The 24,139-nt window shown below is 53.2% G+C and carries 17 protein-coding genes and 1 pseudogene; 9 read left to right on the top strand and 9 right to left on the bottom strand.

The features are described from left to right. Window positions 1-3 precede the first annotated feature (3 nt). The 5 genes from acnB to pdhR all read right to left on the bottom strand — a co-directional run bounded on the left by acnB (window position 4) and on the right by pdhR (window position 10,642). Entirely contained in the window at window positions 4-2,601 is a 2,598-nt protein-coding gene (acnB, locus tag SAQUA_RS04940) for a bifunctional aconitate hydratase 2/2-methylisocitrate dehydratase (protein ID WP_380674130.1), read from the bottom strand. A gap of 911 nt (window positions 2,602-3,512) precedes the next feature. Further along, window positions 3,513-4,937 carry a dihydrolipoyl dehydrogenase gene (lpdA, locus tag SAQUA_RS04935; RefSeq protein WP_380674199.1) on the bottom strand — a complete coding sequence of 475 codons (1,425 nt, stop codon included), beginning with the start codon at window positions 4,935-4,937 and terminating at the stop codon, window positions 3,513-3,515. A gap of 234 nt (window positions 4,938-5,171) precedes the next feature. Beyond that, window positions 5,172-7,049: a pyruvate dehydrogenase complex dihydrolipoyllysine-residue acetyltransferase gene (gene aceF, locus SAQUA_RS04930; RefSeq protein ID WP_380674131.1), complete on the bottom strand. Its 1,878-nt coding sequence runs from the start codon at window positions 7,047-7,049 to the stop codon at window positions 5,172-5,174. A gap of 12 nt (window positions 7,050-7,061) precedes the next feature. After that, a complete protein-coding gene (aceE, locus tag SAQUA_RS04925; protein ID WP_380674132.1) occupies window positions 7,062-9,725 on the bottom strand; it encodes a pyruvate dehydrogenase (acetyl-transferring), homodimeric type in 2,664 nt (887 codons plus the stop codon). A gap of 152 nt (window positions 9,726-9,877) precedes the next feature. Then, the gene (gene pdhR, locus SAQUA_RS04920) at window positions 9,878-10,642 is read right to left on the bottom strand and encodes a pyruvate dehydrogenase complex transcriptional repressor PdhR (RefSeq protein ID WP_380674133.1); all 765 of its coding nucleotides are present in this window, start codon (window positions 10,640-10,642) and stop codon (window positions 9,878-9,880) included. Between the two features lie 475 nt (window positions 10,643-11,117). Here pdhR and SAQUA_RS04915 point away from each other — a divergent pair. Beyond that, window positions 11,118-11,261 (top strand): annotated as a pseudogene (locus SAQUA_RS04915) (aromatic amino acid transporter AroP); the annotation flags it as partial. Window positions 11,262-11,320: 59 nt separating this feature from the next. Here the strand turns inward: SAQUA_RS04915 and SAQUA_RS04910 are convergent. From SAQUA_RS04910 to SAQUA_RS04900, 3 genes are read right to left on the bottom strand one after another with little or no spacing between them, the layout of a single operon-like run. Then, window positions 11,321-12,562, bottom strand: coding sequence for a c-type cytochrome (locus tag SAQUA_RS04910; protein WP_380674134.1), 1,242 nt, complete (start codon window positions 12,560-12,562; stop codon window positions 11,321-11,323). After that, entirely contained in the window at window positions 12,559-13,113 is a 555-nt protein-coding gene (locus tag SAQUA_RS04905) for a (2Fe-2S)-binding protein (RefSeq protein WP_380674135.1), read from the bottom strand. The genes SAQUA_RS04910 and SAQUA_RS04905 overlap by 4 nt, the downstream gene beginning before the upstream one ends. Then, complete coding sequence (locus SAQUA_RS04900) at window positions 13,110-15,899, bottom strand: xanthine dehydrogenase family protein molybdopterin-binding subunit (RefSeq protein WP_380674136.1); 2,790 nt, start codon at window positions 15,897-15,899, stop codon at window positions 13,110-13,112. The genes SAQUA_RS04905 and SAQUA_RS04900 overlap by 4 nt, the downstream gene beginning before the upstream one ends. 248 nt (window positions 15,900-16,147) lie before the next feature. Here SAQUA_RS04900 and SAQUA_RS04895 point away from each other — a divergent pair, with 248 nt between their 5' ends. Both SAQUA_RS04895 and SAQUA_RS04890 read left to right on the top strand, forming a co-directional pair. Then, on the top strand, window positions 16,148-16,717 hold the full coding sequence (locus SAQUA_RS04895; RefSeq protein WP_380674137.1) for an NTP transferase domain-containing protein: 570 nt from the start codon (window positions 16,148-16,150) through the stop codon (window positions 16,715-16,717). Window positions 16,718-16,725: 8 nt separating this feature from the next. Then, window positions 16,726-17,697 (top strand): XdhC family protein, encoded by a 972-nt coding sequence (locus SAQUA_RS04890; protein ID WP_380674138.1) that lies wholly within the window; start codon window positions 16,726-16,728, stop codon window positions 17,695-17,697. 35 nt (window positions 17,698-17,732) lie between these two features. Here SAQUA_RS04890 and fumA read toward each other — a convergent pair whose 3' ends face one another. After that, a complete protein-coding gene (gene fumA, locus SAQUA_RS04885; RefSeq protein ID WP_380674139.1) occupies window positions 17,733-19,379 on the bottom strand; it encodes a class I fumarate hydratase FumA in 1,647 nt (548 codons plus the stop codon). Window positions 19,380-19,857: 478 nt separating this feature from the next. On the opposite strand from fumA, the gene SAQUA_RS04880 reads away from it, so the two are divergent. From SAQUA_RS04880 to ruvX, 6 genes are all read left to right on the top strand, one after another. Beyond that, window positions 19,858-20,370 carry a SprT family zinc-dependent metalloprotease gene (locus tag SAQUA_RS04880; RefSeq protein WP_380674140.1) on the top strand — a complete coding sequence of 171 codons (513 nt, stop codon included), beginning with the start codon at window positions 19,858-19,860 and terminating at the stop codon, window positions 20,368-20,370. A 191-nt stretch (window positions 20,371-20,561) separates the two neighbouring features. After that, window positions 20,562-21,260, top strand: a complete 699-nt coding sequence (gene endA, locus SAQUA_RS04875) for a deoxyribonuclease I (protein ID WP_380674141.1) — start codon at window positions 20,562-20,564, stop codon at window positions 21,258-21,260. 68 nt (window positions 21,261-21,328) lie between these two features. Further along, complete coding sequence (rsmE, locus tag SAQUA_RS04870) at window positions 21,329-22,060, top strand: 16S rRNA (uracil(1498)-N(3))-methyltransferase (protein WP_380674142.1); 732 nt, start codon at window positions 21,329-21,331, stop codon at window positions 22,058-22,060. Window positions 22,061-22,093: 33 nt separating this feature from the next. Further along, window positions 22,094-23,044 carry a glutathione synthase gene (gshB, locus tag SAQUA_RS04865; protein WP_380674143.1) on the top strand — a complete coding sequence of 317 codons (951 nt, stop codon included), beginning with the start codon at window positions 22,094-22,096 and terminating at the stop codon, window positions 23,042-23,044. Between the two features lie 77 nt (window positions 23,045-23,121). Then, complete coding sequence (locus SAQUA_RS04860) at window positions 23,122-23,685, top strand: YqgE/AlgH family protein (protein ID WP_380674144.1); 564 nt, start codon at window positions 23,122-23,124, stop codon at window positions 23,683-23,685. Then, window positions 23,685-24,107, top strand: a complete 423-nt coding sequence (gene ruvX, locus SAQUA_RS04855) for a Holliday junction resolvase RuvX (RefSeq protein ID WP_380674145.1) — start codon at window positions 23,685-23,687, stop codon at window positions 24,105-24,107. The genes SAQUA_RS04860 and ruvX overlap by 1 nt, the downstream gene beginning before the upstream one ends. Window positions 24,108-24,139 lie beyond the last annotated feature (32 nt).

Here is a 24,139-nt window from a genome sequence, read left to right as displayed (position 1 = left end):
GGATCAGACAGCAGTCTGGAAGATCACCGCATCAGCCTTGTCCGTGTACTGGCTCAGTTGGTCGAAGTTCAGGTAACGGTAGGTATCCGTTGCCGTCTTGTCGACCTGGGCCATATACGTCTGGTATTCATCCGGCGTTGGCAAACGTCCCAACAGGGATGCCACTGCGGCCAGTTCGGCGGAAGCCAAATAAACATTAGCCCCGTTACCCAGGCGGTTAGGGAAGTTACGTGTGGAGGTGGAAACCACCGTCGCACCGTCAGCCACTCGAGCCTGGTTACCCATGCACAGTGAACAACCTGGGATCTCAATACGCGCCCCGCTCTTGCCAAAGACGCTGTAATAGCCCTCTTCGGTCAACTGAGCCGCATCCATCTTGGTAGGCGGTGCCACCCACAGGCGAGTTGGCAGTTGGCCTTTATGTTGATCCAACAGCTTGCCCGCCGCACGGAAGTGACCAATGTTGGTCATGCAGGAACCGATAAATACTTCGTCGATCTTGCTGTTAGCCACATCGGACAACAGACGCGCGTCGTCTGGATCGTTCGGTGCACACAGGATTGGCTGCTTGATTTCAGCCAGATCGATTTCGATCACTGCTGCATATTCCGCATCAGCGTCACCTTCTAACAGTTGCGGATCCGCCAACCATTTTTCCATTCCCTGGATACGGCGCTCCAAGGTACGGCGATCGCCATAGCCTTCCGCAATCATCCACTTCAGCAGCACGATGTTAGAGCTCAGATACTCTTTAATCGGCGCTTTATCAAGTTTGATGGTACAACCAGCTGCAGAACGCTCGGCAGAAGCATCCGCCAGCTCGAACGCCTGCTCAACCTTCAGCTCAGGCAGACCTTCGATCTCCAGAATGCGGCCAGAGAAGATGTTTTTCTTACCTTTCTTCTCAACGGTCAGCAGCCCCTGTTGGATAGCGTAGTAAGGGATAGCGTGTACCAAGTCGCGCAGAGTGATACCCGGCTGCATTTTACCTTTAAAGCGCACCAGCACCGACTCAGGCATGTCCAGTGGCATAACGCCGGTTGCCGCAGCAAACGCCACCAGGCCAGAACCCGCCGGGAAGGAAATGCCGATTGGGAAGCGAGTATGAGAGTCACCGCCAGTCCCTACAGTGTCCGGCAGCAGCATACGGTTCAACCAGGAGTGGATGATACCGTCTCCAGGCCGTAACGAAACACCGCCACGGTTCATGATAAAGTCTGGCAGGGTGTGATGCGTGGTCACATCGACAGGCTTAGGATAGGCCGCAGTATGGCAGAACGACTGCATAACCAGATCGGCAGAGAAGCCCAGGCAAGCCAGGTCTTTCAACTCGTCACGGGTCATCGGGCCAGTGGTATCCTGCGAACCGACCGAAGTCATCTTCGGCTCACAATATTCACCAGGGCGAACACCGGCAACGCCACAGGCGCGGCCAACCATTTTCTGCGCCAGTGAGAAGCCTTTGTTGCTCGCGGCTACTGGCTTGGCAATGCGGAATACGTCACTGCGCGGCAAATCAAGCGCTTCACGCGCCTTGGTTGTCAGGCCACGGCCAATGATCAGTGGAATACGGCCACCCGCACGCACTTCATCCAACAGCACGTCGGTTTTCAGCTCGAAATTAGCCAACAGTTCACCGGTTGTGTGATTGCGCACTTCGCCTTTGTACGGGAAGATGTCAATCACGTCGCCCATGTGCAGTTTGGCAACGTCAACTTCGATAGGCAATGCGCCCGCATCTTCCATGGTATTGAAGAAAATGGGGGCAATTTTACCGCCCAGAACCACACCGCCAGCGCGTTTGTTAGGTACATAAGGAATGTCGTCCCCCATGAACCACAACACCGAGTTGGTGGCTGACTTACGGGAAGAACCGGTACCGACAACGTCACCCACATAGGCCAGCGGGAAACCTTTCTTGTTCAGTTGCTCAATTTGTTTGATCGGGCCGACGTTACCCGGCTGATCGGGGGTAATGCCTTCACGCTCATTTTTCAGCATCGCCAAGGCGTGCAATGGGATATCAGGGCGTGACCAAGCATCCTGTGCCGGGGAAAGATCGTCGGTATTGGTTTCACCGGTAACTTTAAACACGGTAACAGTGATCTTCTCGGCCAGTTCTGGGCGAGAGAGATACCACTCGGCATCGGCCCAGGATTGCAGGATCTGCTTGGCGTAAGGGTTACCCGCTTTGGCTTTCTCTTCAACATCGTAAAAATTGTCGAACATCAGCAGCGTGTGAGAGAGCGCTTTGGCCGCGATTGGGGCCAACTTTTCGTTATCCAGCGCATCTATCAGTGGGTGAATGTTATAACCGCCCTGCATAGTGCCCAGCAGTTCAATAGCTTTTTCGGGGGTAACCAGGGGGGAAGTGGCATCGCCTTTGGCGATAGCTGCCAGAAAACCTGCTTTGACGTAGGCGGCTTCATCGACGCCAGGCGGTACACGGTTAATCAGCAGATCTAACAGAAATTCTTCTTCGCCTTTTGGCGGATTCTTTAATGATTCAACCAGCGCTGCCATTTGTGTTGCATCTAATGGCTTAGGGACGATGCCCTCTGCAGCACGCTCGGCCACGTGCTTACGGTATTCTTCTAGCACGACGTTCTCCTCGCTCTCATTATCATTTATTGTGCCTGGCGCTGTATATTCAAACCGGGTTAATACCCTATGGATTTCAAGTTGTAACCAGGTGGCCCTTCCGTTGATCCCTTGGGTTTGACTCCGCGGTGTAACTGGGATAAACGAATGCAGCCAACAATGCTACGGCTTGAAAGACGCGGGTAGAGCACACGGCGATATTCATGCCACTGATCCTGACGGGGCACTGCTGTCGATATCCTGGACTGTAAGGTACAGTGCCCGGTTCCGCCCAGCCAGCATATCAGGATTTAGATCGGTTGTTAATTCGTTCACATAAAAGCAACATTAAATCTTTGCTGAATCGTTGGCCGTAGCGTAATCGGCTGCATGGCCGATTACTGAGGCATGGGGCCGTTACGAGTCATAATAACGGTCAGCCCTATGAGCACAACATAACACCCTTGTTTTTACAATGGCTATTAGTTGCGATGCGAGAGTTTTGTGTACGATAGGCACAAAAAACTGCCATTAAGACGGTTCGAGGTTGATGACAAAGTCGCCTTCCGACCCGAGATACCCGGGCCTAGCGTACCGAGGGGCGCTATCCCTAATAACGGGGTTTGTCAGCAGTCTGAAACCGCCATTAAGACGGCTCTTTTGTATCCGTGCGGTGCTAGCAGACATCGGACGGATTTCTTACATCGCTAAGAACGATACAAGTGCTATCAAGCAAGGATATACTGCGCAAATTTTGTTTAAAAATCAACCACTTTGATGCAATTAAGTGCTGTTTTATGTACCCTGACTCTGGGTCTGTTCAGCCGGTCTAGCAGACGGTCATCGGGCTTGAGAACAGTGCTGCAACTGCTAGACAAACAAAAAACGGCCCCTTTTCAGGAGCCGCTTATCAACTTTTCAAACCGCAGAAATTACTTCTTTTTGGCTTTCGGATTTGGTAGATCGGTAATGCTGCCTTCGTAGATTTCTGCCGCCAAGCCAACAGATTCATGCAGCGTTGGGTGCGCATGGATGGTCAGCGCGATATCTTCTGCGTCACATCCCATCTCGATAGCCAGACCGATTTCGCCCAGCAGCTCCCCACCGTTGGTGCCGACAATGGCGCCACCGATGATGCGATGGGTTTCTTTGTCGAAAATCAGCTTGGTCATGCCGTCTGCACAATCAGAAGCGATAGCACGGCCAGAAGCTGCCCACGGGAAGGTAGAGGTTTCGTAGCTGATGCCTTTCTCTTTGGCTTCTTTCTCGGTCAACCCTACCCATGCCACTTCTGGTTCAGTGTAAGCAATAGATGGGATCACTTTCGGATCGAAGTAGTGCTTCATACCGGCAATGACTTCGGCTGCAACGTGGCCTTCGTGGACGCCTTTGTGAGCCAGCATTGGCTGACCGACGATGTCACCGATCGCAAAGATGTGCGGCACGTTAGTGCGCAGCTGTTTGTCGACATGGATGAAACCACGTTCGTCAACTTCAACACCTGCTTTACCGGCATCCAGCAGTTTACCGTTCGGTACACGGCCAATCGCTACCAGCACGGCGTCGTAACGCTGTGGTTCTGCTGGCGCTTTCTTGCCTTCCATCGTCACATAGATGCCATCTTCTCTGGCTTCTACTGCCGTGACTTTGGTTTCCAGCATCAAGTTGAAGTGTTTACTGATACGCTTGGTGAACACCTTGATCACATCTTTGTCAGCCGCAGGGATCACCTGATCGGCCATTTCAACCACATCGATGTTTGAACCCAATGCATGGTATACAGTGCCCATTTCCAGACCGATGATACCGCCGCCCATCACCAGCATACGCTCTGGAACGGTTTTCAGTGCCAATGCATCGGTTGAGTCCCACACGCGGGGATCTTCATGAGGAATAAACGGCAGTTGGATCGGACGGGAACCTGCGGCGATGATAGCGTTGTCGAAATTGATGGTGGTGGCACCATTCTCGCCTTCAACTACCAAGGTATTGCTGCCTGTGAATTTACCCAGGCCGTTGACCACTTTCACTTTACGGCCTTTGGCCATACCAGCCAGACCACCGGTCAATTGATTGATAACTTTTTCTTTCCAGATGCGCACTTTATCGATGTCGGTTTTCGGCTCGCCGAAAACGATGCCGTGCTCAGCCAGCGCTTTGGCTTCTTCGATCACTTTGGCAACGTGCAACAGTGCTTTAGATGGGATACAACCGACGTTCAGACAAACCCCACCCAGAGTGGAGTAGCGCTCTACCAGAACGGTTTCAAGACCTAAGTCAGCACAACGAAAGGCAGCAGAGTAACCTGCAGGGCCCGCTCCAATTACCACGACCTGAGTTTTAATTTCAGTGCTCATCATGACCTCTTAATTGTTTGTCCGGCGGGTCAGACGTCATTTTTATTACTAATCAGTCTCATAACGTCCTTTATCCACCGGGACGCATACACCGCGAGCAGTTTACAGAATTGTTAATAGCCTGCAAAGCATGTTCGGGTGACCTGTGTCTCAACAATTCTGTCGAGTTATGTAACAACCCAACAAAACCGGTATTAGGATTGACAGGGGCGCCAAAAAGGCGCCCCTGTACAATTACATCACCAGACGGCGGATATCAGCCAACACATTGTTGATAATGGTGATAAAGCGCGCACCATCAGCACCGTCAATCACACGGTGGTCGAAGGAGAGCGACATTGGCATCATCAGGCGCGGCGTGAACTCTTTACCGTTCCAGACCGGCTCCATAGACGACTTGGAGACGCCCAGAATAGCCACTTCTGGCGCATTAACAATCGGCGCAAAGTGGGTTGTCCCGATACCACCCAGGCTGGAGATGGTGAAACAGCCACCCTGCATTTCGCCTGCGGTCAGTTTACCGTCACGCGCTTTTTTGGAGATAGCCATCAGTTCGCGGGAAAGCTCAACGATGCCTTTCTTGTTCACATCTTTGAATACTGGAACCACCAGACCATTTGGTGTATCAACTGCCACACCAATGTTGATGTACTTCTTCAGCGTTAACTTCTGGCCATCTTCGGACAGAGAACTGTTGAAACGCGGCATCTGCTCCAAAGCGGCAGCCACGGCTTTCATGATGAACACCACTGGGGTGAACTTCACATCCAGCTTACGTTTTTCAGCTTCTGCATTCTGCTGCTTACGGAACGCTTCCAGATCGGTGATATCTGTTTTGTCGAAGTGAGTCACGTGCGGGATCATCACCCAGTTACGGCTCAGGTTGGCACCAGAGATCTTCTGGATGCGGCCCAATTCAACTTCCTCGATTTCACCAAACTTGCTGAAGTCAACTTTCGGCCACGGCAACATGCCCGGCAGACCACCGCCGGTAGCCGCAGCAGGAGCCGCTTCTGCACGTTTAACCGCGTCTTTAACGTAAGCCTGAACGTCTTCGCGCAGGATACGGCCTTTACGACCGGTTCCTTTCACTTTTGCCAGGTTAACACCGAACTCACGCGCCAAACGGCGGATCACCGGCGTAGCGTGAATATAAGCATCGTTCTCAGTGAACTCGTTCTTGCTTGCGGCAGCAGCCGGAGCTGCGGCTGGCGCTTCCTGCTTGGCCGGAGCCGGTGCAGCTTCTGCTTTTTGAGCAGGAGCGGCGGCCGGAGCAGCACCTTCAACTTCGAACACCATAATCAGAGAACCGGTTTTCACTTTATCGCCGGTGCTGATTTTGATTTCTTTCACAGTGCCAGCGAACGGTGCAGGAACTTCCATCGAAGCCTTGTCACCTTCCACGGTGATCAGTGACTGCTCAGCGGCAACTTTATCGCCCACTTTCACCATCACTTCGGTCACTTCGACTTCGTCACCACCAATGTCAGGCACTTCAACATTTTTTGCTGCGCTGGCGGCCGGAGCAGCGGCTACCGGAGCCGCCTCAGCAACAGGTGCAGGTGCAGCGGCTGAACCGGCAACTTCGAATACCATAATCAGTGAACCGGTTTTCACTTTGTCACCGGTGGTGATTTTGATCTCTTTCACGGTACCGGCAAACGGCGCTGGCACTTCCATGGAGGCTTTGTCGCCTTCCACAGTGATCAGAGACTGCTCGGCAGAAACGGTGTCGCCCACTTTCACCAGGATCTCGGTGACTTCAACTTCGTCAGCTCCGATATCCGGCACAGCAACGTCTTTGGCAGCACTGGCCGCTGCGGCTACAGGAGCAGCAGCGGGTTTCTCTTCTGCCTTGGCCGCTGGTGCAGTTGCAGCAGCTTCCGCTTCAAAGATCATGATCAGTTTGCCGGTTTCGGTTTTGTCGCCGACGGAGACTTTGATCTCTTTCACCACGCCCGCCTGCGGGGACGGGACTTCCATGGAGGCTTTGTCGCCTTCCACGGTGATCAACGATTGCTCAACAGCAACTTTATCGCCAACCTTCACCAGGATCTCGGTGATTTCAACTTCGTCTGCACCGATGTCCGGCACGTTGATTTCGATAGACATTCTATTTACCTCTTATGCCAGACGTGGGTTGACTTTCTCTGGGTTGATGTCGAATTTCTTAATCGCATCAGCTACCACAGAAGCTTCAATCTCACCGCGTTTGGCCAGTTCACCCAGTGCAGCAACCACCACGTAAGAAGCATCAACTTCAAAGTGGTGACGCAGATTTTCACGGCTGTCAGAACGACCGAAACCGTCGGTACCCAGTACGCGATAATCGCTGGCAGGAACGTAAGTACGAACCTGTTCTGCGAACAGTTTCATATAGTCGGTAGACGCAACCGCCGGCGCATCGTTCATCACCTGAGCGATATAAGGTACGCGTGGGGTTTCGGTTGGGTGCAGCATGTTCCAACGCTCGCAGTCCTGACCATCACGCGCCAGTTCGGTGAAGGAAGTTACGCTATAGGTGTCAGAACCCACGCCGTAGTCTTTCGCCAGGATCTGCGCGGCTTCACGCACATGACGCAGGATCGCACCGGAGCCCAGCAACTGCACTTTACCTTTGCTGCCTTCCAGGGTTTCCAGCTTGTAGATACCCTTACGGATACCCTCTTCTGCACCCTTTGGCATCGCTGGCATGTGGTAGTTTTCGTTCAGCGTAGTCAGGTAGTAGTAGACGTTTTCTTGCGTTTCACCGTACATGCGAACCAGGCCGTCGTGCATGATCACTGCCACTTCATACGCGTATGCTGGATCGTAAGAGATACAGTTAGGAATGGTCAGGGACTGAATATGGCTATGGCCATCTTCGTGCTGCAGACCTTCACCGTTCAGGGTAGTACGCCCAGAAGTCCCGCCGATCAGGAAGCCACGAGCCTGTTGGTCACCCGCTAACCAGCACAGGTCGCCGATACGCTGGAACCCGAACATTGAGTAGTAGATGTAGAACGGGATCATTGGCAGATCGTTGGTGCTGTAGGAAGTTGCTGCGGCCAGCCATGAAGATGCTGCCCCCAGTTCGTTGATACCTTCCTGCAGGATCTGGCCTTTCTCGTCTTCTTTATAGTACGCCACCTGCTCACGGTCCTGCGGGGTGTACTGCTGGCCGTTCGGGCTGTAGATACCGATCTGACGGAACAGGCCTTCCATCCCGAAGGTACGAGCTTCGTCGGCAATGATTGGCACCAGACGATCTTTGATCGAAGGGTTCTTCAGCATCACATTCAGGGCACGCACGAAGGCGATAGTGGTGGAGATTTCTTTGTTCTGCTCTTCCAACAGGGAGCTGAAGTCTTCCAGAGCAGGCAACGCCAGCTTCTCGGTAAACGCAGGCAAACGGGTTGGAACATAGCCCTGCAGTGCCTGACGGCGTTCATGCAGATACTTGTATTCTTCAGAATCTTTTTCAAAGGTAATGAACGGCAGTTTTTCGATGTCGGCATCAGCAACCGGCACGTTGAAACGATCGCGGAAGTGGTGAACCCCTTCCATGTTCATTTTCTTCACCTGGTGAGCGATGTTTTTACCTTCCGCCGTTTCACCCATACCGTAACCTTTGATGGTGTGGGCGAGGATCACCGTGGCTTTGCCTTTGGTTTCCTGTGCTTTTTTCAATGCGGCGTAGACTTTCTTCGGATCGTGACCACCACGGTTCAATGACCAGATCTCGTCGTCGGTCATATCTTTCACCAACGCGGCGGTTTCCGGGTAACGACCAAAGAAGTGCTCACGCACGTAAGCGCCGTCTTTTGATTTGAAGGTCTGGTAGTCGCCGTCCAGCGTTTCGCCCATCAGTTGGATCAGTTTACCGCTGGTGTCTTTACGCAGCAGCTCATCCCAGCGTCCACCCCAGATCACTTTCAACACCTGCCAGCCAGCACCGGCAAAGATGCCTTCCAGCTCATTGATGATCTTGCCGTTACCAGTAACCGGGCCATCCAGGCGTTGCAGGTTACAGTTGATAACAAATACCAGGTTATCCAACTTCTCGCGGGTTGCGATGGTGATCGCCCCTTTGGATTCTGGTTCGTCCATCTCGCCGTCACCCAAGAAGGCATAAACGGTCTGACCAGAGGTGTCTTTCAGGCCACGGTGCTCCAGGTATTTCAGGAATTTAGCCTGATAGATGGCAGTGATTGGCCCCAGGCCCATAGAAACGGTCGGGAACTGCCAGAATTCCGGCATCAATTTAGGGTGCGGGTAAGAAGACAAACCTTTGCCATGAACTTCCTGACGGAAGTTATTCATTTGATCTTCGGTCAGGCGGCCTTCAAGGAAGGCACGTGCATAAATGCCCGGAGAGATGTGCCCCTGGAAGTAAACCAGATCGCCGCCATCTTTCGCATTGCGCGCACGGAAAAAGTGGTTAAAGCAGACTTCATAGAAAGTCGCGGAAGACTGGTAGGAAGCCATGTGACCGCCCAGATCCAGATCTTTCTGCGATGCGCGCAGAACGGTCATCACCGCGTTCCAGCGAATAGCTGAACGAATACGGCGCTCGAGATCCAGATTACCCGGGTATGCCGGTTCGTCTTCTACCGCGATGGTGTTGATGTAGTGGTTAGCCCCTGCACCTGCAGCAACGCTAACGCCCCCTTTACGGGCTTCTCCCAGCACCTGTTCAATCAGAAACTGAGCTCGCTCAACACCCTCTTCACGGATGACCGATTCGATCGCCTGCAGCCAGTCGCGGGTTTCGATCGGATCCACGTCATTGTTTAAACGTTCTGACATGGTGGGATTCCTTATCTGTCTAATGGTTTGTTTGGAGCCTGTCTTCCTGCGTTCTGCAGTAAAACGCACGAAGACAGGCTCATCAGTTTAGTTGCCAATCAAGTGGTTAAGCTTAAGCTCCTCAGGCTGGTGTGCCCTGAAGAGAACCACTCTTAATCCTTGCGTTGCTGGAGACGCCGCAGCGATCTTTCGCGCCGGGTTTGTTCTCTACCGAGATCCAGCAAAATTTCCTCGATAAACGCCAAATGGCGGTGCGAGGCTTCACGAGCCTTTTCAGGTTCGCGTGCCACAATCGCCTCAAAAATCCCGGCGCGATGGCTGCTCACTGTTGCCAACATTTCACGGCGCGAGTAGAGCAATTCAAAGTTCTGACGGACGTTCTGTTCCATCATCGGCCCCATACAGCGCAGCAGATGGAGCAACACAACGTTATGGGCAGCTTCGGTCACAGCAATTTGGTAGTGCATTACCGCATCGGCTTCGGCGTCGAGATCGCCGCTCTCCTGAGCCTGCTGGATCGCATGATGGCAGTCACGGATGCGCGCCAGGTCCTCATCGGTCCCCCGAAGTGCCGCATAATAAGCGGCGATCCCTTCAAGAGCGTGACGAGTTTCGAGCAAATCGAATTGTGATTCAGGATGATCAGCCAGCAATTCAGCCAACGGATCGCTGAAGCTTTGCCACAGATTAGTTTGTACAAAGGTGCCACCGCCCTGACGGCGCAGGAGTAACCCTTTGCCTTCCAGGCGCTGGATAGCCTCTCTCAGAGAAGGGCGGGAAACATCAAATTGCTTCGCCAGTTCGCGTTCCGGAGGCAGCTTTTCGCCTGGACGAAGCGTGCCCTCGAGGATCAGGTATTCGAGCTGTTGCTCGATGACATCTGACAACTTGGGTTGGCGGATTTTGCTGTAGGCCATGAGTGATTTCTTCTCTGCGAATGGCGCGGAGTCAATTGGTAATACCAATTTAAAAAAAGTGACGGTAAAGTAACAAAGTATTCACCTCCTGTCCATATGAGGGTTGATCGAAATCAGCTAACCCGCACATTTTAACACCTCAGACTACAGCCTGCTGCAAACTGATAACGCTTTACTGGTAATACCATTTACGAGGTAGAGGGCAGATTTAACTTTTATGAAACCTTAAGTTAGGAAGTGTGTAAGAAATTAACTGACTTAATACTGTGTAATTATCAACCATCAGTTGCTGGCTATTTTCGTTACCGTAACTACAGTAAACGCTATCTTTTTAGCCATAGCCGACTGATGGTAACCAACATTATTTTGCCCATGATGTGATTTGTCGCTTATTTCTCGTACAGCCTCGCATTTAGTCTCCTACTTAAGCACTCACACTACAAAGCAGTGTGCGTCTTGATTAACTACCTGATCCCTGGCCGGTATCATGGTGATCGTGTATCTGACACCGGGTATCCAGATTTCGGTTCTGCTGATGCCGGTGTGGATTGTCTTCCTCGCTATTGGTTACTTTATCAAGCAGCGTAGTCAACGCGCATTGGGAAGCACCAACCGTTAATCGCCACGCTTTATCGCAACAGGCCAATAGCATATGGCCTGTTGCAACAAAACGCCCGATTAGCGGGTTTTACGCAATGCCTTTACCTGCTCGGCGGTGATATCCGCTGGCAATCCACCCCAGGTCACTCTCAGGTAGTTAACCAACTCAGCTATTTGCGCATCATCAAGACGATCGGCAAAACCAGGCATACTCTGCATGCTTTCGTTACCAGGAAATTGCTGCGCCGGTAAGCCATCCAACACCGAAACGATCAGATTCTTGCCATCAGGCTGGCGCAAAGTGGCGTTATCACGCATCGCTACCGCCACGTGCGGTTTACCTGCACCATCGCGTGCATGGCAACCAGAGCATTGATCAAGATAAGTGATACGGCCAGCCTCGTTGCCTTGCCCAACCTTGACTGCCACCGCCTGCGGTGGTTTGTCACCCATCAGGTAGGTAGCCAAGGCCCGATGATCTTCTGGCGTCAAATAACGGGTACTCAGGCCCACAACCATGTGCATTTCGCTGAACGCAGAGCCTTGCGGCGCTAGTCCGGTACTGAGGAAACGGCTCAGATCGTCCGGCGTCCAGCCGCGCTCTGCCAACCCCTGCGGCGTAATATCTGGTGCCATGAACCGCCCCAGATCGCCACCCTGCATTGGCTTGCTCAAGTCCATCTGCCCCAATTTGCCACGCGGCGTATGGCATTCACCACAGTGCCCAAGCACGTCGGCAAGATAGCGGCCACGCAGCCAATCGGCAGAAGCACCTTGTGAACTGGCGGGTAACGGATCGTTGTTACGGAACAGCATATTCCAACCGATCATTGCCATACGCTGGTTAAACGGGAATGGCATCTCATTTTCTGGCGTAGCAACATCCACCGCCGGGCGGGACATCAGATAGGCGTAAATGGCATCCGAATCTTCACGGGACATGCCCTTGTAGGAAGTGTAAGGCATAGCCGGGTAGAGATGACGACCACCTGGGGCGACCCCTTGGGTCAGCGCCAGGAAGAAATCATCTTTGCTCCAACGCCCAATACCGTGATCCGCTGACGGTGTCAGATTGCTACCAAAAATGGTGCCAAATGGCGTGTCCAGAGGATAGCCACCCGCCAAGGGCGCTCCGCCAGCCGCAGTATGGCAAGCGGCACAGTCGGCAGCTCGCGTCAGATAACGCCCACGTGCGATCTGCTCACTACTGGCGGTCACCTGCTGCACCGGGCCGTCATAGCTGCGGTTTTCCCGCCACCACAGCACCGCGATCACAATCGCTACCACCAGCACTAACAACAGTAAGAGACGTTTTTTCATTGTGCCGTCCCCTTCAGTAAACCTGGCGTTTTCAATACCACGTCACGCACCGCTTCATAGTAACGAACATAACCGGTGCAGCGGCAAATATGGTTATCCAGCGCCTGCTCTATCGCTTGTTCCAATTGCTCACGCGGGATCGGTTCACGCTTGAGCTTTTCTACAAACACAGTAGCCGCATTAACAAATCCCGGTGTGCAATAGCCACATTGGAAACTGAAATGGTCAAGGAATGACTGCTGGAGCGGCGAAAGCTCAACCACTTCGCCTTGGTTATCCACCGTCGCATGGCCCTCAATGGTACGCACCTGTTTACCATTGAAAAAGTGTGCGCCTGTAATACAGGTACGGATCTCTTCACTGGTACCGCTTGGATGGTCAAGGATCGCCACGCAGGCATGGCAAATCCCTTGGCCACAACCGAGGCGTGAACCTGTCAGATCGAGATATTCGTGCAGAAAGTCGATCATCATCAATCTTTCTGGCACTTCAATGGGGCCATGTTGCTTGCCATTAATCGTCAGGGTTAGGGGGAGTGTTTTAATGCTCATGGTAATACCTCAAGAATATTCTCGGCACGGACAGGCAAATCACGGAAACGATGACCGGTAGCATGGGCAATGGCGTTAACCAGTGCAGCGACTACCGGGATCATCACCACCTCAGCCATCCCTTTCGGCGGATCGGTTTCCGACAGCGCAGGCAGGATGTCGCCGGTCTGTTTCCAGACAGCGACATCGCTGGCGCGTGGTAAATGGTAACGGTTGAAGTTCCACGTACCGTTACCGGGCCCATCTTCGTACAACGGTAAATACTCATGCAGCGCATGGCCGATACCCATCGCCAAGCCGCCCTGCAACTGACCAGAAACCAACTCTGGCACGATCAGATTGCCACACTCCATAATCGAGTGGTGGTTCAAGAGCTCAACCTTACCGGTAGCGATATCCACCGCCACCTCAGCCAACGTACCCACAGCGCTGTAATAGGTCACGGCGGCATTATTACGCTGGGTTGGCGGGTAAAATACCTGCTCACGTGCCAGCGTGTTGAACTCGCCACTGCCGTTACGTACCGATAGCCCATCGATTGGTAAGCGCTCACTTTGATTACCCAGCATGAACTCTGCTTCAGCCCACTGCCAGCGGTTGAACACATGCACCACAGCGCCGGTGAGCGCGCCCATCTGGTAGGCCTTCTTCGCTAACACCTCCAACGGCAGTATCTGCATACCTGCCGCCGTCAGGCCACCTTCCACCCAGCGAGCTTCTTCTTTGCGCACCACCAGCGGGGCCGCTTGCCCACCGCCAATACCGGATTGCCAGATAGCCAACGCTGCTGGCCACAGCCCATGTTCAAACACCAACCGTGCTGCTTCACGCGTACTGTGGGAGAAATAGTAAGCCGAGTTGCTGGCGCTGGAAGGTGAACAATAGCTTGGCGTCCAATTCGGGTTGGTTTGCAGTTTGTCCTGCTCTTCCTGCGACATCAGGTAGGGATCGCCGCTGGTCACCATCGGTAACAGCGACCAGTCGGTAACAGAGAAATGGGATTCATCTGCCGGTTTACCCAGCCATTGCGCGCACAGTACCGACTGCGAAGTCGACATGCCAGTACCCATCTCGGCACCACTATGATGCAGGGTGATGCGCCCGTCCTCACTCAGTTCCACCCGGGCAAAGGAGGTTTCGGCACCGGTACCAAAGTCTTTTTGTACGCAGCCAAAACCTACCCCATAGCGTTTACCAGGGTTTTGGCGCTCAAACTCTGCCTTGCGTTCAGCACGCTTAAGCCACATTTCATGCTGTGCAGCTTTCTCCAACACCTCGTCGGCACGAATGGCCCCCGCAGGGATCGCACCCTGCGTATTTTTCATGCCGGATTTGAGCACGTTGCGCAGACGGAACTCGATTGGGTCGAGTTTCAGTTCTTCCGCCAGCTCATCTATCAGCATTTCGGTGGCGGCCATGCTTTGCAAAGTGCCATAGCCACGCGCAGAACCGGCATCAATAGCGCGGGATGCCAACCCAACTGCGGAAAGATCGCTTTTTGGGAAATAGTAAATAGACTGAGCCGCCGTTGCGGCAACCATCACCACCGATGGCGTAAAGTTGCTGCGCCCACCGCCGTCTGCCGTCATCGCTCCTTGGAATGCCTGTAACACACCCGTACGTTTGTTTACCGCAATGTGGTAGTCCATGTCGAAGGCGTGACGCTTGATGGATGTCTGAAACTGCTCAAAGCGGTCATTAGCTAGCCGCACCGGTAACCCATCGCCGTATAGCGCGGCAACGGCACCGTAATAGGGGAAGTTATAGTGATCTTTTGAGCCGTAACCGACCGTGTAGCAAGGGTGCAGGATCAACTGTTTTACCTGCTGATGATACTTGGCCAACATTGGCGGCATCTCTTTCGCCACCTCCTGCGGAGACTGGGTCGGGATCACCAGATGCAGGGTTTGGTTGGTGGTATCAAACCATCCATTGGCATTATCCGGTTCCATAGCAGCAGTATCACTCGATTGGGCAGTGTAGCGGCGCGACAGCACTAACCAGTCTTCTGGCGGATTTTGCAGTTGATCGGCGATCATACCGGCGTAAAACATCCCTTCCTGATCCAGCTTGCCGCCCTCGCGCCCCTCCGGCCATACCGGCAAGTGTCTTCTCATTGCCAAAGGGAATATTGGGCTATCTTTGAGGCTTGAGAAGCGATCGTCGTCTGAAGACTGCTCCCCACCGACGCGAACAAAGCGGAAGCTGCCCCATGGATCACGTTCCAGCGGCCCAGTTTCCTTGCCGTACTGGATCACTTCATCGCGGAATTTCAGTTTGTCTTTGGCAAAGCGGAAACGGGCAAAGTCATGATAAATCAGGATTGCCACCGCATGGCCGAGGTAGGCTGGCGTTTTTCCCGATGGCAACAACATGTCATCGCCATAAAACTCTGGGAAAGCCAAGCCATCGCGCTCCAGATCTTCTGCCGTCACTAGCCGATCCGGCTGGAGATCGTCCCCAAGCAGGGAAAGATCGAGCCCGGTAAACAAGCGATCTGCTTTAGTGGCCCGCAGGATAAAGGCATGTGCCTGCTTTTGCGGCCAGTGCGGCATATCAACGGCACGAATGTCGCGGGCAAACACTTTTTGCCCCATCACCTTGGCACGGCCATCGATGCGGTATCGGATGCGTTTAGCATGCGCATCCCAATTGGGCGATTGCAGGATCTTATTCTCAAACAGCGCTGCGTAGGCTCGGCTATAGAGTGGTGCGAGGTAGACGGATACCCCCGCAATCACGGCACCTTTGATAAAGCGGCGCCGTGATGAGTTGAAATTGCTCATTAAATGTCCTTGCTTTTTTATATACCCTTAACATTCAGTGATGCTGCGATCTGAAAGAGAAAGGTAAGTCGTTTTTTTTCAGCAGTTTCGTTGCGCAAACGCTGGTAATCTTGCCTGGAAGACTATAAGCATATGCTGTTAACATAAATTAGTTGAGTGTTAACATTCTATTTTCAGAAAAAACACATATAAAAAACACTTTAACGTCTTTATGAAGTTTATATTTTGCGCAACGACGGGTAGATGAGATGAAAATAGGTATCGTGATTACCGCTGCCGGGCGCGGTGAACGTTTTATCCAGGCGGGTGGTAAGGGGAACAAACTCAATGCCATGTTCAAAGGCAAAACGGTTTTTGAACATACTCTGCATCAAGCCTTGGCTTCGGGCTTACCGGTGCGGGTTGTCACGCGACCAGAAAACCTGCCGGTGCAACAAGCCTGTGCCAAGCATCAAGTTCAGGTGACTTTATTAGCCAGCGGCGGTTTGGGGGAGTCCATTGCGGCTGGCGTTGCTGCAACGGCTGACTGGGATGGCTGGCTGATCCATCTGGCGGATATGCCCTTCGTCGCGCCACACGTTTTTCTGCAGGTCGCCAACGCACTACGCCAACACCCGATTGTACGCCCAAGCTTCCAGCAGCAACCCGGCCACCCGGTAGGTTTTTCTTCAGCGTTGCGCAAACAGTTATGCGCATTGCGCGGCGACAATGGTGCACGAGAACTGGTCAGTCATCAGCAGGTTCATTTGCTGCACCTTGCGCAACAAACCATCGTGCAGGATATCGATCTGCCATCACAGTTAGCGGACAGCGAGTAAACCCATTAATGCAACACCTTGATATCTCGGTAGTCAGCCAGGCGATAAGCTGGCTGGAGCAACAGCCGGTGTGGCTGTGTACCGTGCTGGATACCTACGGTTCATCCCCGCGTTCCCCTGGGGCAATGATGGTGGCGACCATTGACGGGAATTATTGTGGTTCACTCTCTGGCGGTTGCGTGGAAGAGGACTTTCTTAGTCGTCTGGCCAGCGGTGACTATCAAGCCGCCAGTCAGGTGATCCGCTACGGCGCGGGTGGACTAACGCCTAATGTTACTCTCCCCTGTGGTGGCGTACTGGACGTGCTGATAGAACACTTACCCGCCGGGGAGGCCAGCATCAGTTACATGCGTACTCTCGAAGGAGCTCTGACCGGGCACCATGCACTGGTTAAGCATTTGACCCTGCCCAATGTCTGCAGCAGTCTGGAGACCACCAGCTTTGCCAGTAGCACCCAGGTAGTACGCGACGGGCAGGAGATCACATTACATATCGCCGCCGCCCCAAGGCTATTAATTGCCGGGCTTTCCAGCGTCGCTCTGTTTTGTGCTGATTTTGCCAGCGCGCTAGGCTTCGAGGTTTTGGTTTGTGAAAATCGCCCGGAAGCGTTGGATAACTTCGCTAGCCAACTCAAACCCAGCATCACTTTACTGCGCCAGTTCCCGGCAAAATTCATTGAACAGGGGGGCTGCCACGCCAACACGGCGATTGTCGCACTGACTCACGATCCCCGTATGGATGATTTAACGCTGATGGAGGCTATCTATACTCCGGCGTTTTATATTGGCGCGATGGGCTCGCAACGGAATAGCGATCGCCGCCGCCAACGGTTGCAACAGATTGCAGAATTTACGTCTCAGGATCTCTCGCGGATCCATGCGCCTATTGGACTGCCTCTCGGCAGTAAAACCCCGGCAGAGATTGCGCTGGCCGTGATGGCCGATGTTGTGCAACAGAAGAATCGGGTCCGTCAGGCATAAATAAGCCGCCCATCATCGGGCGGCTATCGTTCAGTTTACTTCACGCAACGGGTACATTGTGATTCCTGGATCTTCTGGAAGAAGTCATTACCTTTGTCATCCACCAGAATGAACGCCGGGAAGTCTTCAACTTCAATTTTCCAGATAGCTTCCATACCCAATTCAGGATATTCCAAACACTCTAGGCTCTTGATGCTTTGCTGTGCCAGCACCGCCGCTGGGCCACCGATACTACCCAGATAGAACCCGCCGTGCTTGTGACAGGCGTCCGTCACCTGCTGGCTACGGTTGCCTTTGGCCAGCATGATCATACTGCCGCCGTGCGACTGCAACAGATCGACGTAAGAGTCCATGCGCCCTGCCGTGGTCGGCCCAAGAGAACCCGAGGCATAACCTTCCGGTGTTTTAGCTGGGCCAGCGTAATAGATCGGGTGATCTTTCACATATTGTGGCAAGCCTTCGCCACGGTCTAGGCGCTCTTTCAGCTTGGCGTGCGCAATGTCGCGCCCAACAATGATGGTGCCACTCAGGGAAAGACGGGTTGAAACCGGATATTGCGACAGTTGCTTAAGGATCTCGGCCATTGGGCGGTTAAGATCCACCTTGATAGCTTCCCCTTCACCAGCCTGACGCAATTCCTGCGGGATAAATTTGCCGGGGTTGTGCTCCAGTTTTTCCAACCAGACGCCTTCACGGTTAATCTTGCCTTTGATGTTACGATCGGCGGAACAGGAAACGCCCATCCCTACCGGGCAGGATGCGCCATGACGGGGTAAACGCACCACGCGAACATCATGTGCGAAGTATTTACCGCCAAACTGTGCCCCCAGCCCCAGGTTCTGGGCTTCTTTCAGTAACTCCTGCTCCAACGCCACGTCCCGGAATGCCTGACCATGTTCGTTACCTTCGGTCGGCAGACCATCATAGTATTTGGTTGAAGCCAGCTTCACGGTTTTCAGCGTGGCCTCTGCCGAGGTGCCGCCAATAACAAAAGCAACATGGTACGGTGGGCAGGCAGCCGTCCCCAGAGTGCGCATCTTCTCGACCAGATAGTCTTTCAATTTACCCGGTGACAGCAGCGCCTTGGTTTCCTGATAGAGATAGGTTTTGTTGGCAGAACCGCCGCCCTTGGCAATGCACAGGAATTTATACTCTTCGCCGTCAACGCTATACAGGTCGATCTGCGCTGGCAGGTTGCTACCGGTATTCACCTCTTTGTACATATCCAGTGCGGCGTTTTGCGAATAACGCAGGTTGTCTTCGATGAAGGTGTTGTACACGCCACGGGACAGCGCTTCCTCATCACCACCGCCGGTCCAGACACGCTGCCCCTTTTTACCCACGATGATCGCGGTACCGGTATCCTGGCAGGTTGGTAAAATACCCTTGGCGGCGATTTCTGAGTTACGCAAAAATTGCAGCGCAACGTACTTGTCGTTCTCACTGGCCTCTGGGTCGGCAAGAATATCAGCCACCTGCTGTTGGTGCGCAGGACGCAGCATAAATGAGGCATCGTGGAAAGCGTGTTGGGCGAGAAGGGTCAGGGCTTGCGGGTCAACTTTAAGGATTTCCTGGCCTTCAAATTCGCTGACGGAAACATGGTCACGGCTTAGCAGGTAGTATTCGGTATCGTCTTTCTTCAGCGGGAACGGATCTTGATAATGGAACGGTTTATTCGACATTGATCTCTCACTTGCAACATCAGCTGCGTTAAATTCACACTCACTCAGCGTGCTCGGGTACGCTGCGTCAAAAAACTCCCCACACCTTACGTATTTTCAGGTAATCAGTTATTGCGCAAAATCGCAAAATAACCGTTGCTCATGTAGGGATTTAACTTAGGTGGCGTTTTTCTGGCCTCATCCGTTAAAAACTGCGCTACGGAAGCAAGTTGTACGGTCGATACTCTAAATAATTCGAGTTGCGTGCAGGCGGCAAGCCTGTGAGGCCCCGGGAGCATAGATAACTATGTGACTGGGCTGAAGAGGCACAGCCAACACACAGGCAACTTGAAGTATGACGAGTATATTATCCCGCAGTTAACACATTGATTACAATCCAACTGACTCGACCGAGTTATCATTGTGGGAAAATAACCGATCCGGCGGCGGATATAATTTTCTTTTGCCAGCCGCCGCGCCGTTGCTTAAGCTAACGCTTATGAACAGAGTAAGAATACCTATAGCCTTGCAACAGGCAGTAATGCGCTGTCTACGGGACAAACTCCATCTGGCACATCAGCACTTTACCGCCAGATTCCCGGAGCCCAAGATCGTTTATCAGCAACGCGGTACCAGCGCGGGCACCGCCTGGCTGCACCACTGGGAAATCCGTCTTAATCCTGTCTTGCTGATTGAGAATCAACAGTCGTTTATCGACCAGGTTGTGCCGCATGAATTGGCTCATCTGCTGGTATTCCATCAGTTTGGCCGTGTGCCACCCCATGGCAAAGAGTGGCGCTGGGTGATGGAAAGCGTGTTGCAGGTTTCAGCCAACCGCACACACCAGTTTGAAGTCAGCTCGGTGCAGAGCAAAACCTTCCCCTATCGCTGCGCCTGCCAACAACATCACCTGACCGTACGCCGCCATAACCGGGTACTGCGCGGCGAAAGTGAATACCGCTGCCGTCAATGTGGTGAAATGTTGCGTTTCCTCACCAACGATAACAACTAACCAGAAAACATCCTCTACCCGCCCTCTACTGCGCATGGCTGTAATAGCCAAGGCTCATTCAAGTTGCGGCCAGCGTGTCCGTCATCGTAGCCAACCTTCTGCTATTTGAAAGACGACGGGTATATCAAATTTGCTACTGCCAGTAACTTCCACTACCCTGCCTGCTTTGCCAATTTCGAGTTTTTTGGAATATGCATCGCAAAATTTTGTTTATCGCCCTACTAGCCGTCTCCAGTTGCGCTTTGGCGCAAGACATCAATAACTTTACTCAGGCCAAGGCCGCTGCGGTAAAAATCAATCAGGATGCCCCCGGCAGCTTCTATTGTGGCTGCAAGATCAGCTGGCAAGGCAAGAAAGGGATACCCGATCTCAACAGTTGCGGTTATCAGGTCCGTAAAAATGCCCAGCGTGCCGAACGTATTGAATGGGAGCATGTGGTGCCAGCCTGGCAGTTCGGCCATCAACTGCAGTGCTGGCAAGACGGCGGGCGTAAGAACTGCAATAAGGATCCAGTTTATCGGCAGATAGAAACCGATTTACACAATCTGCAGCCTGCCATCGGTGAAGTGAACGGCGACCGCAATAACTTTATGTATAGCCAATGGCGCGGTGGGGAAGGACAGTATGGCCAATGCGCGATGAAGGTGGATTTCAAGAACAAACAGGCTGAACCACCAGCCCAGGCTCGCGGTGCTATCGCCCGAACCTATTTCTACATGCGCGATCGCTACCAGCTGAAGCTTTCACGCCAGCAAACCCAGCTATTTGAAGCCTGGGATCGGCAATATCCGGTCAGTGCCTGGGAATGCCAACGGGAAGCACGTATCGCCGTAGTCCAAGGGAATCACAACCCTTATGTTCAACAAGCTTGTCAGAAGAGAAAAGGCTGACCTACTATAGTGCTTTCGCGCTGCCTGCGGGCAGCGCCGTTTCCGCAAGCCAGGATCTGACAATCATTATGCGTATACCCCGCATCTATCATCCGGCCCCTTTGAATGCCAGTGCAGAAGTCGCATTGAGCGAGGATGCCGCCAATCATGTTGGCCGAGTGCTCAGGATGAACGCCGGGCAGGCGTTGCAACTGTTCGACGGCAGCAATCAGGTCTTTGAGGCCGAAATTACTCAGGTGGATAAGAAGAGCGTGCAGGTTCGCGTCGGTGCTGGGCAGTTGGAAGATCGCGAATCACCGCTCAATCTGCATCTTGGGCAAGTGATATCCCGGGGCGAAAAGATGGAGTTCACGATCCAGAAATCCATTGAGCTGGGCGTGAACGTCATCACCCCGCTGTTTTCAGAACGCTGCGGCGTGTCGCTTGCCGGCGAACGGTTGGCGAAAAAACTCCAGCAGTGGCAGAAGATAGCCATAGCTGCCTGTGAGCAATGTGGCCGCAACCGTATCCCGGAAATTCGCCAAGCGATGCCGTTGGCCGCCTGGTGCGCCGAGCAAGATGGCAGCCTGAAGTTAAACCTGCATCCGCGAGCCAGCCAAAGTATCAATACGCTGCCACTACCTGTAGAACATGTGCGTCTGTTGATCGGGCCGGAGGGAGGATTGTCCGCCGATGAAATTGCGATGACCACAGGCTATGGATTTACTGATATCCTGTTGGGGCCACGCGTTTTGCGTACAGAAACCACCGCGCTAACCGCAATTACCGCCCTGCAGGTACGTTTCGGCGACCTGGGCTAAGAGCCTGTTTTCACAGGTTCGTAAGGAGAAGAGATGATTAAGCTTGGCATCGTGATGGACCCTATCGCCTCCATCAATATCAAGAAAGACACCAGCTTCGCCATGCTGCTCGAAGCGCAGCGCCGTGGCTGGGAACTGCATTATATGGAGATGAACGATCTCTACCTGCATGCTGGTGATGGCCGTGCCCGTACCCGCTTGTTAAGCGTGAAGCAAGATAAAGAAAGCTGGTACACTTTTGGCAGCGAGCAGGATCTGGCACTGCAAGATCTGGATGTGATCCTGATGCGTAAGGATCCGCCGTTTGATACTGAATACATCTATGCGACTTATATTCTGGAACGTGCAGAAATTAAAGGGGCCCTGGTGGTCAACAAGCCGCAAAGCTTGCGCGACTGTAACGAAAAATTGTTCACCGCCTGGTTCCCGGAACTGACACCCGACACCCTGGTCAGCCGCAGTGCAACGCATATCCGCAAGTTCCACCAGCAGCACGGCGACATTATCCTCAAGCCGCTGGATGGTATGGGCGGTGCTTCTATTTTCCGTGTGAAGCAAGACGACCCGAACCTTTCGGTGATTATCGAGACCCTGACAGAACACGGCAGCCGTTTCTGTATGGCGCAGAACTTCCTGCCAGCCATCCAGGACGGGGATAAGCGTATCCTGGTGGTGGATGGCGAACCGGTACCTTACTGCCTGGCACGTATTCCGGCACAAGGTGAAACCCGGGGTAATCTGGCTGCCGGTGGCCGTGGTGAAGCACGCCCGTTGAGTGAAAGCGACTGGAAAATCGCCCGCGCTGTCGCCCCAACGCTAAAAGAGAAAGGGTTGATTTTTGTTGGACTGGACGTGATCGGCGATCGCCTTACCGAGATCAACGTCACCAGCCCAACCTGCGCCCGTGAGATTGAAGCCGCTTTTCCGGTATCTATCACCGGCATGCTAATGGATGCCATTGAAAAACGTCTGGCTGCGAAGTAAGCAGACGACGCCCCCTTTCCCGTTGGGAGAGGGGACCGATTTTGACTTCCCAACCGATAATAGCCTTGTATAACAATATGAACTTACAGCATCACTTCCTGATAGCCATGCCCGGAATGGAAGATCCTCGCTTCAAGCGTTCGGTGATTTATGTTTGCGAACATACTGAAGATGGCGCTATGGGGCTGGTGATCAATAAACCTGTGGAACATTTCACCGTTGAGACGGTACTGAGCAAACTCGAGATTATCCCTTCGCCACGCGATCCTTCCATCAGTCTGGATAAACCGGTTTTTGCTGGTGGCCCGCTGGCCGACGATCGCGGTTTTATTTTGCATACGCCACGAAAAGGGTTTGGTTCCAGTATCCAGATATCGCCAGACACCATGATCACTACCTCAAAAGACGTGTTGGAAACGCTCGGCACGCCGGATCAACCGGAGGATGTTCTGGTAGCCTTGGGCTACGCGGGCTGGGAGCAGGGCCAATTGGAACAGGAAGTGCTGGAGAACGCCTGGCTGACCACTGAAGCCAATACCCACATTCTATTCCATACCCCCATCGCCAACCGTTGGCGTGAAGCAGCAAACCGCCTTGGCATCGATATTCGCAGCATTGCCAACCAGGCAGGACACGCCTGATGAGCAACCGCACTATTATCGCCTTCGACTTTGGTACCAAAAGCATCGGAGCAGCCATCGGCCAGGAGATTACCGGCACCGCAAGAGCGCTTGCTGCCTTTAAGGCTCAGGATGGAACACCAGACTGGCAAAAAATCGAACGCCTGCTGAAAGAGTGGCAGCCAGACCTGGTTGTGGTTGGTCTGCCACTGAATATGGATGGCACCGAGCAACCGTTAACCGAACGGGCGCGCAAGTTTGCCAACCGCATCCATGGCCGTTTTGGCGTACAGATTGCCTTGCATGATGAACGTCTGAGTACCGTAGAAGCCCGCTCTCACCTGTTTGACCGTGGCGGTTTCCGCGCACTGGATAAAGGCAGCGTCGATTCGGCTTCTGCGGTGGTGATTCTGGAGAGCTGGTTCGAACAGCACCCAGGCTGAGGCTGCCTACCCTCCCCTTTCCGTTCCGGCAA

The sequence above is a fragment of the Serratia aquatilis genome, assembly GCF_044865145.1.
Classification (GTDB): Bacteria; Pseudomonadota; Gammaproteobacteria; order Enterobacterales; family Enterobacteriaceae; genus Chania; species Chania aquatilis.
Note: the sequence above shows the minus strand (reverse complement) of the source record. Positions and strands in the feature narration are given on the sequence as shown.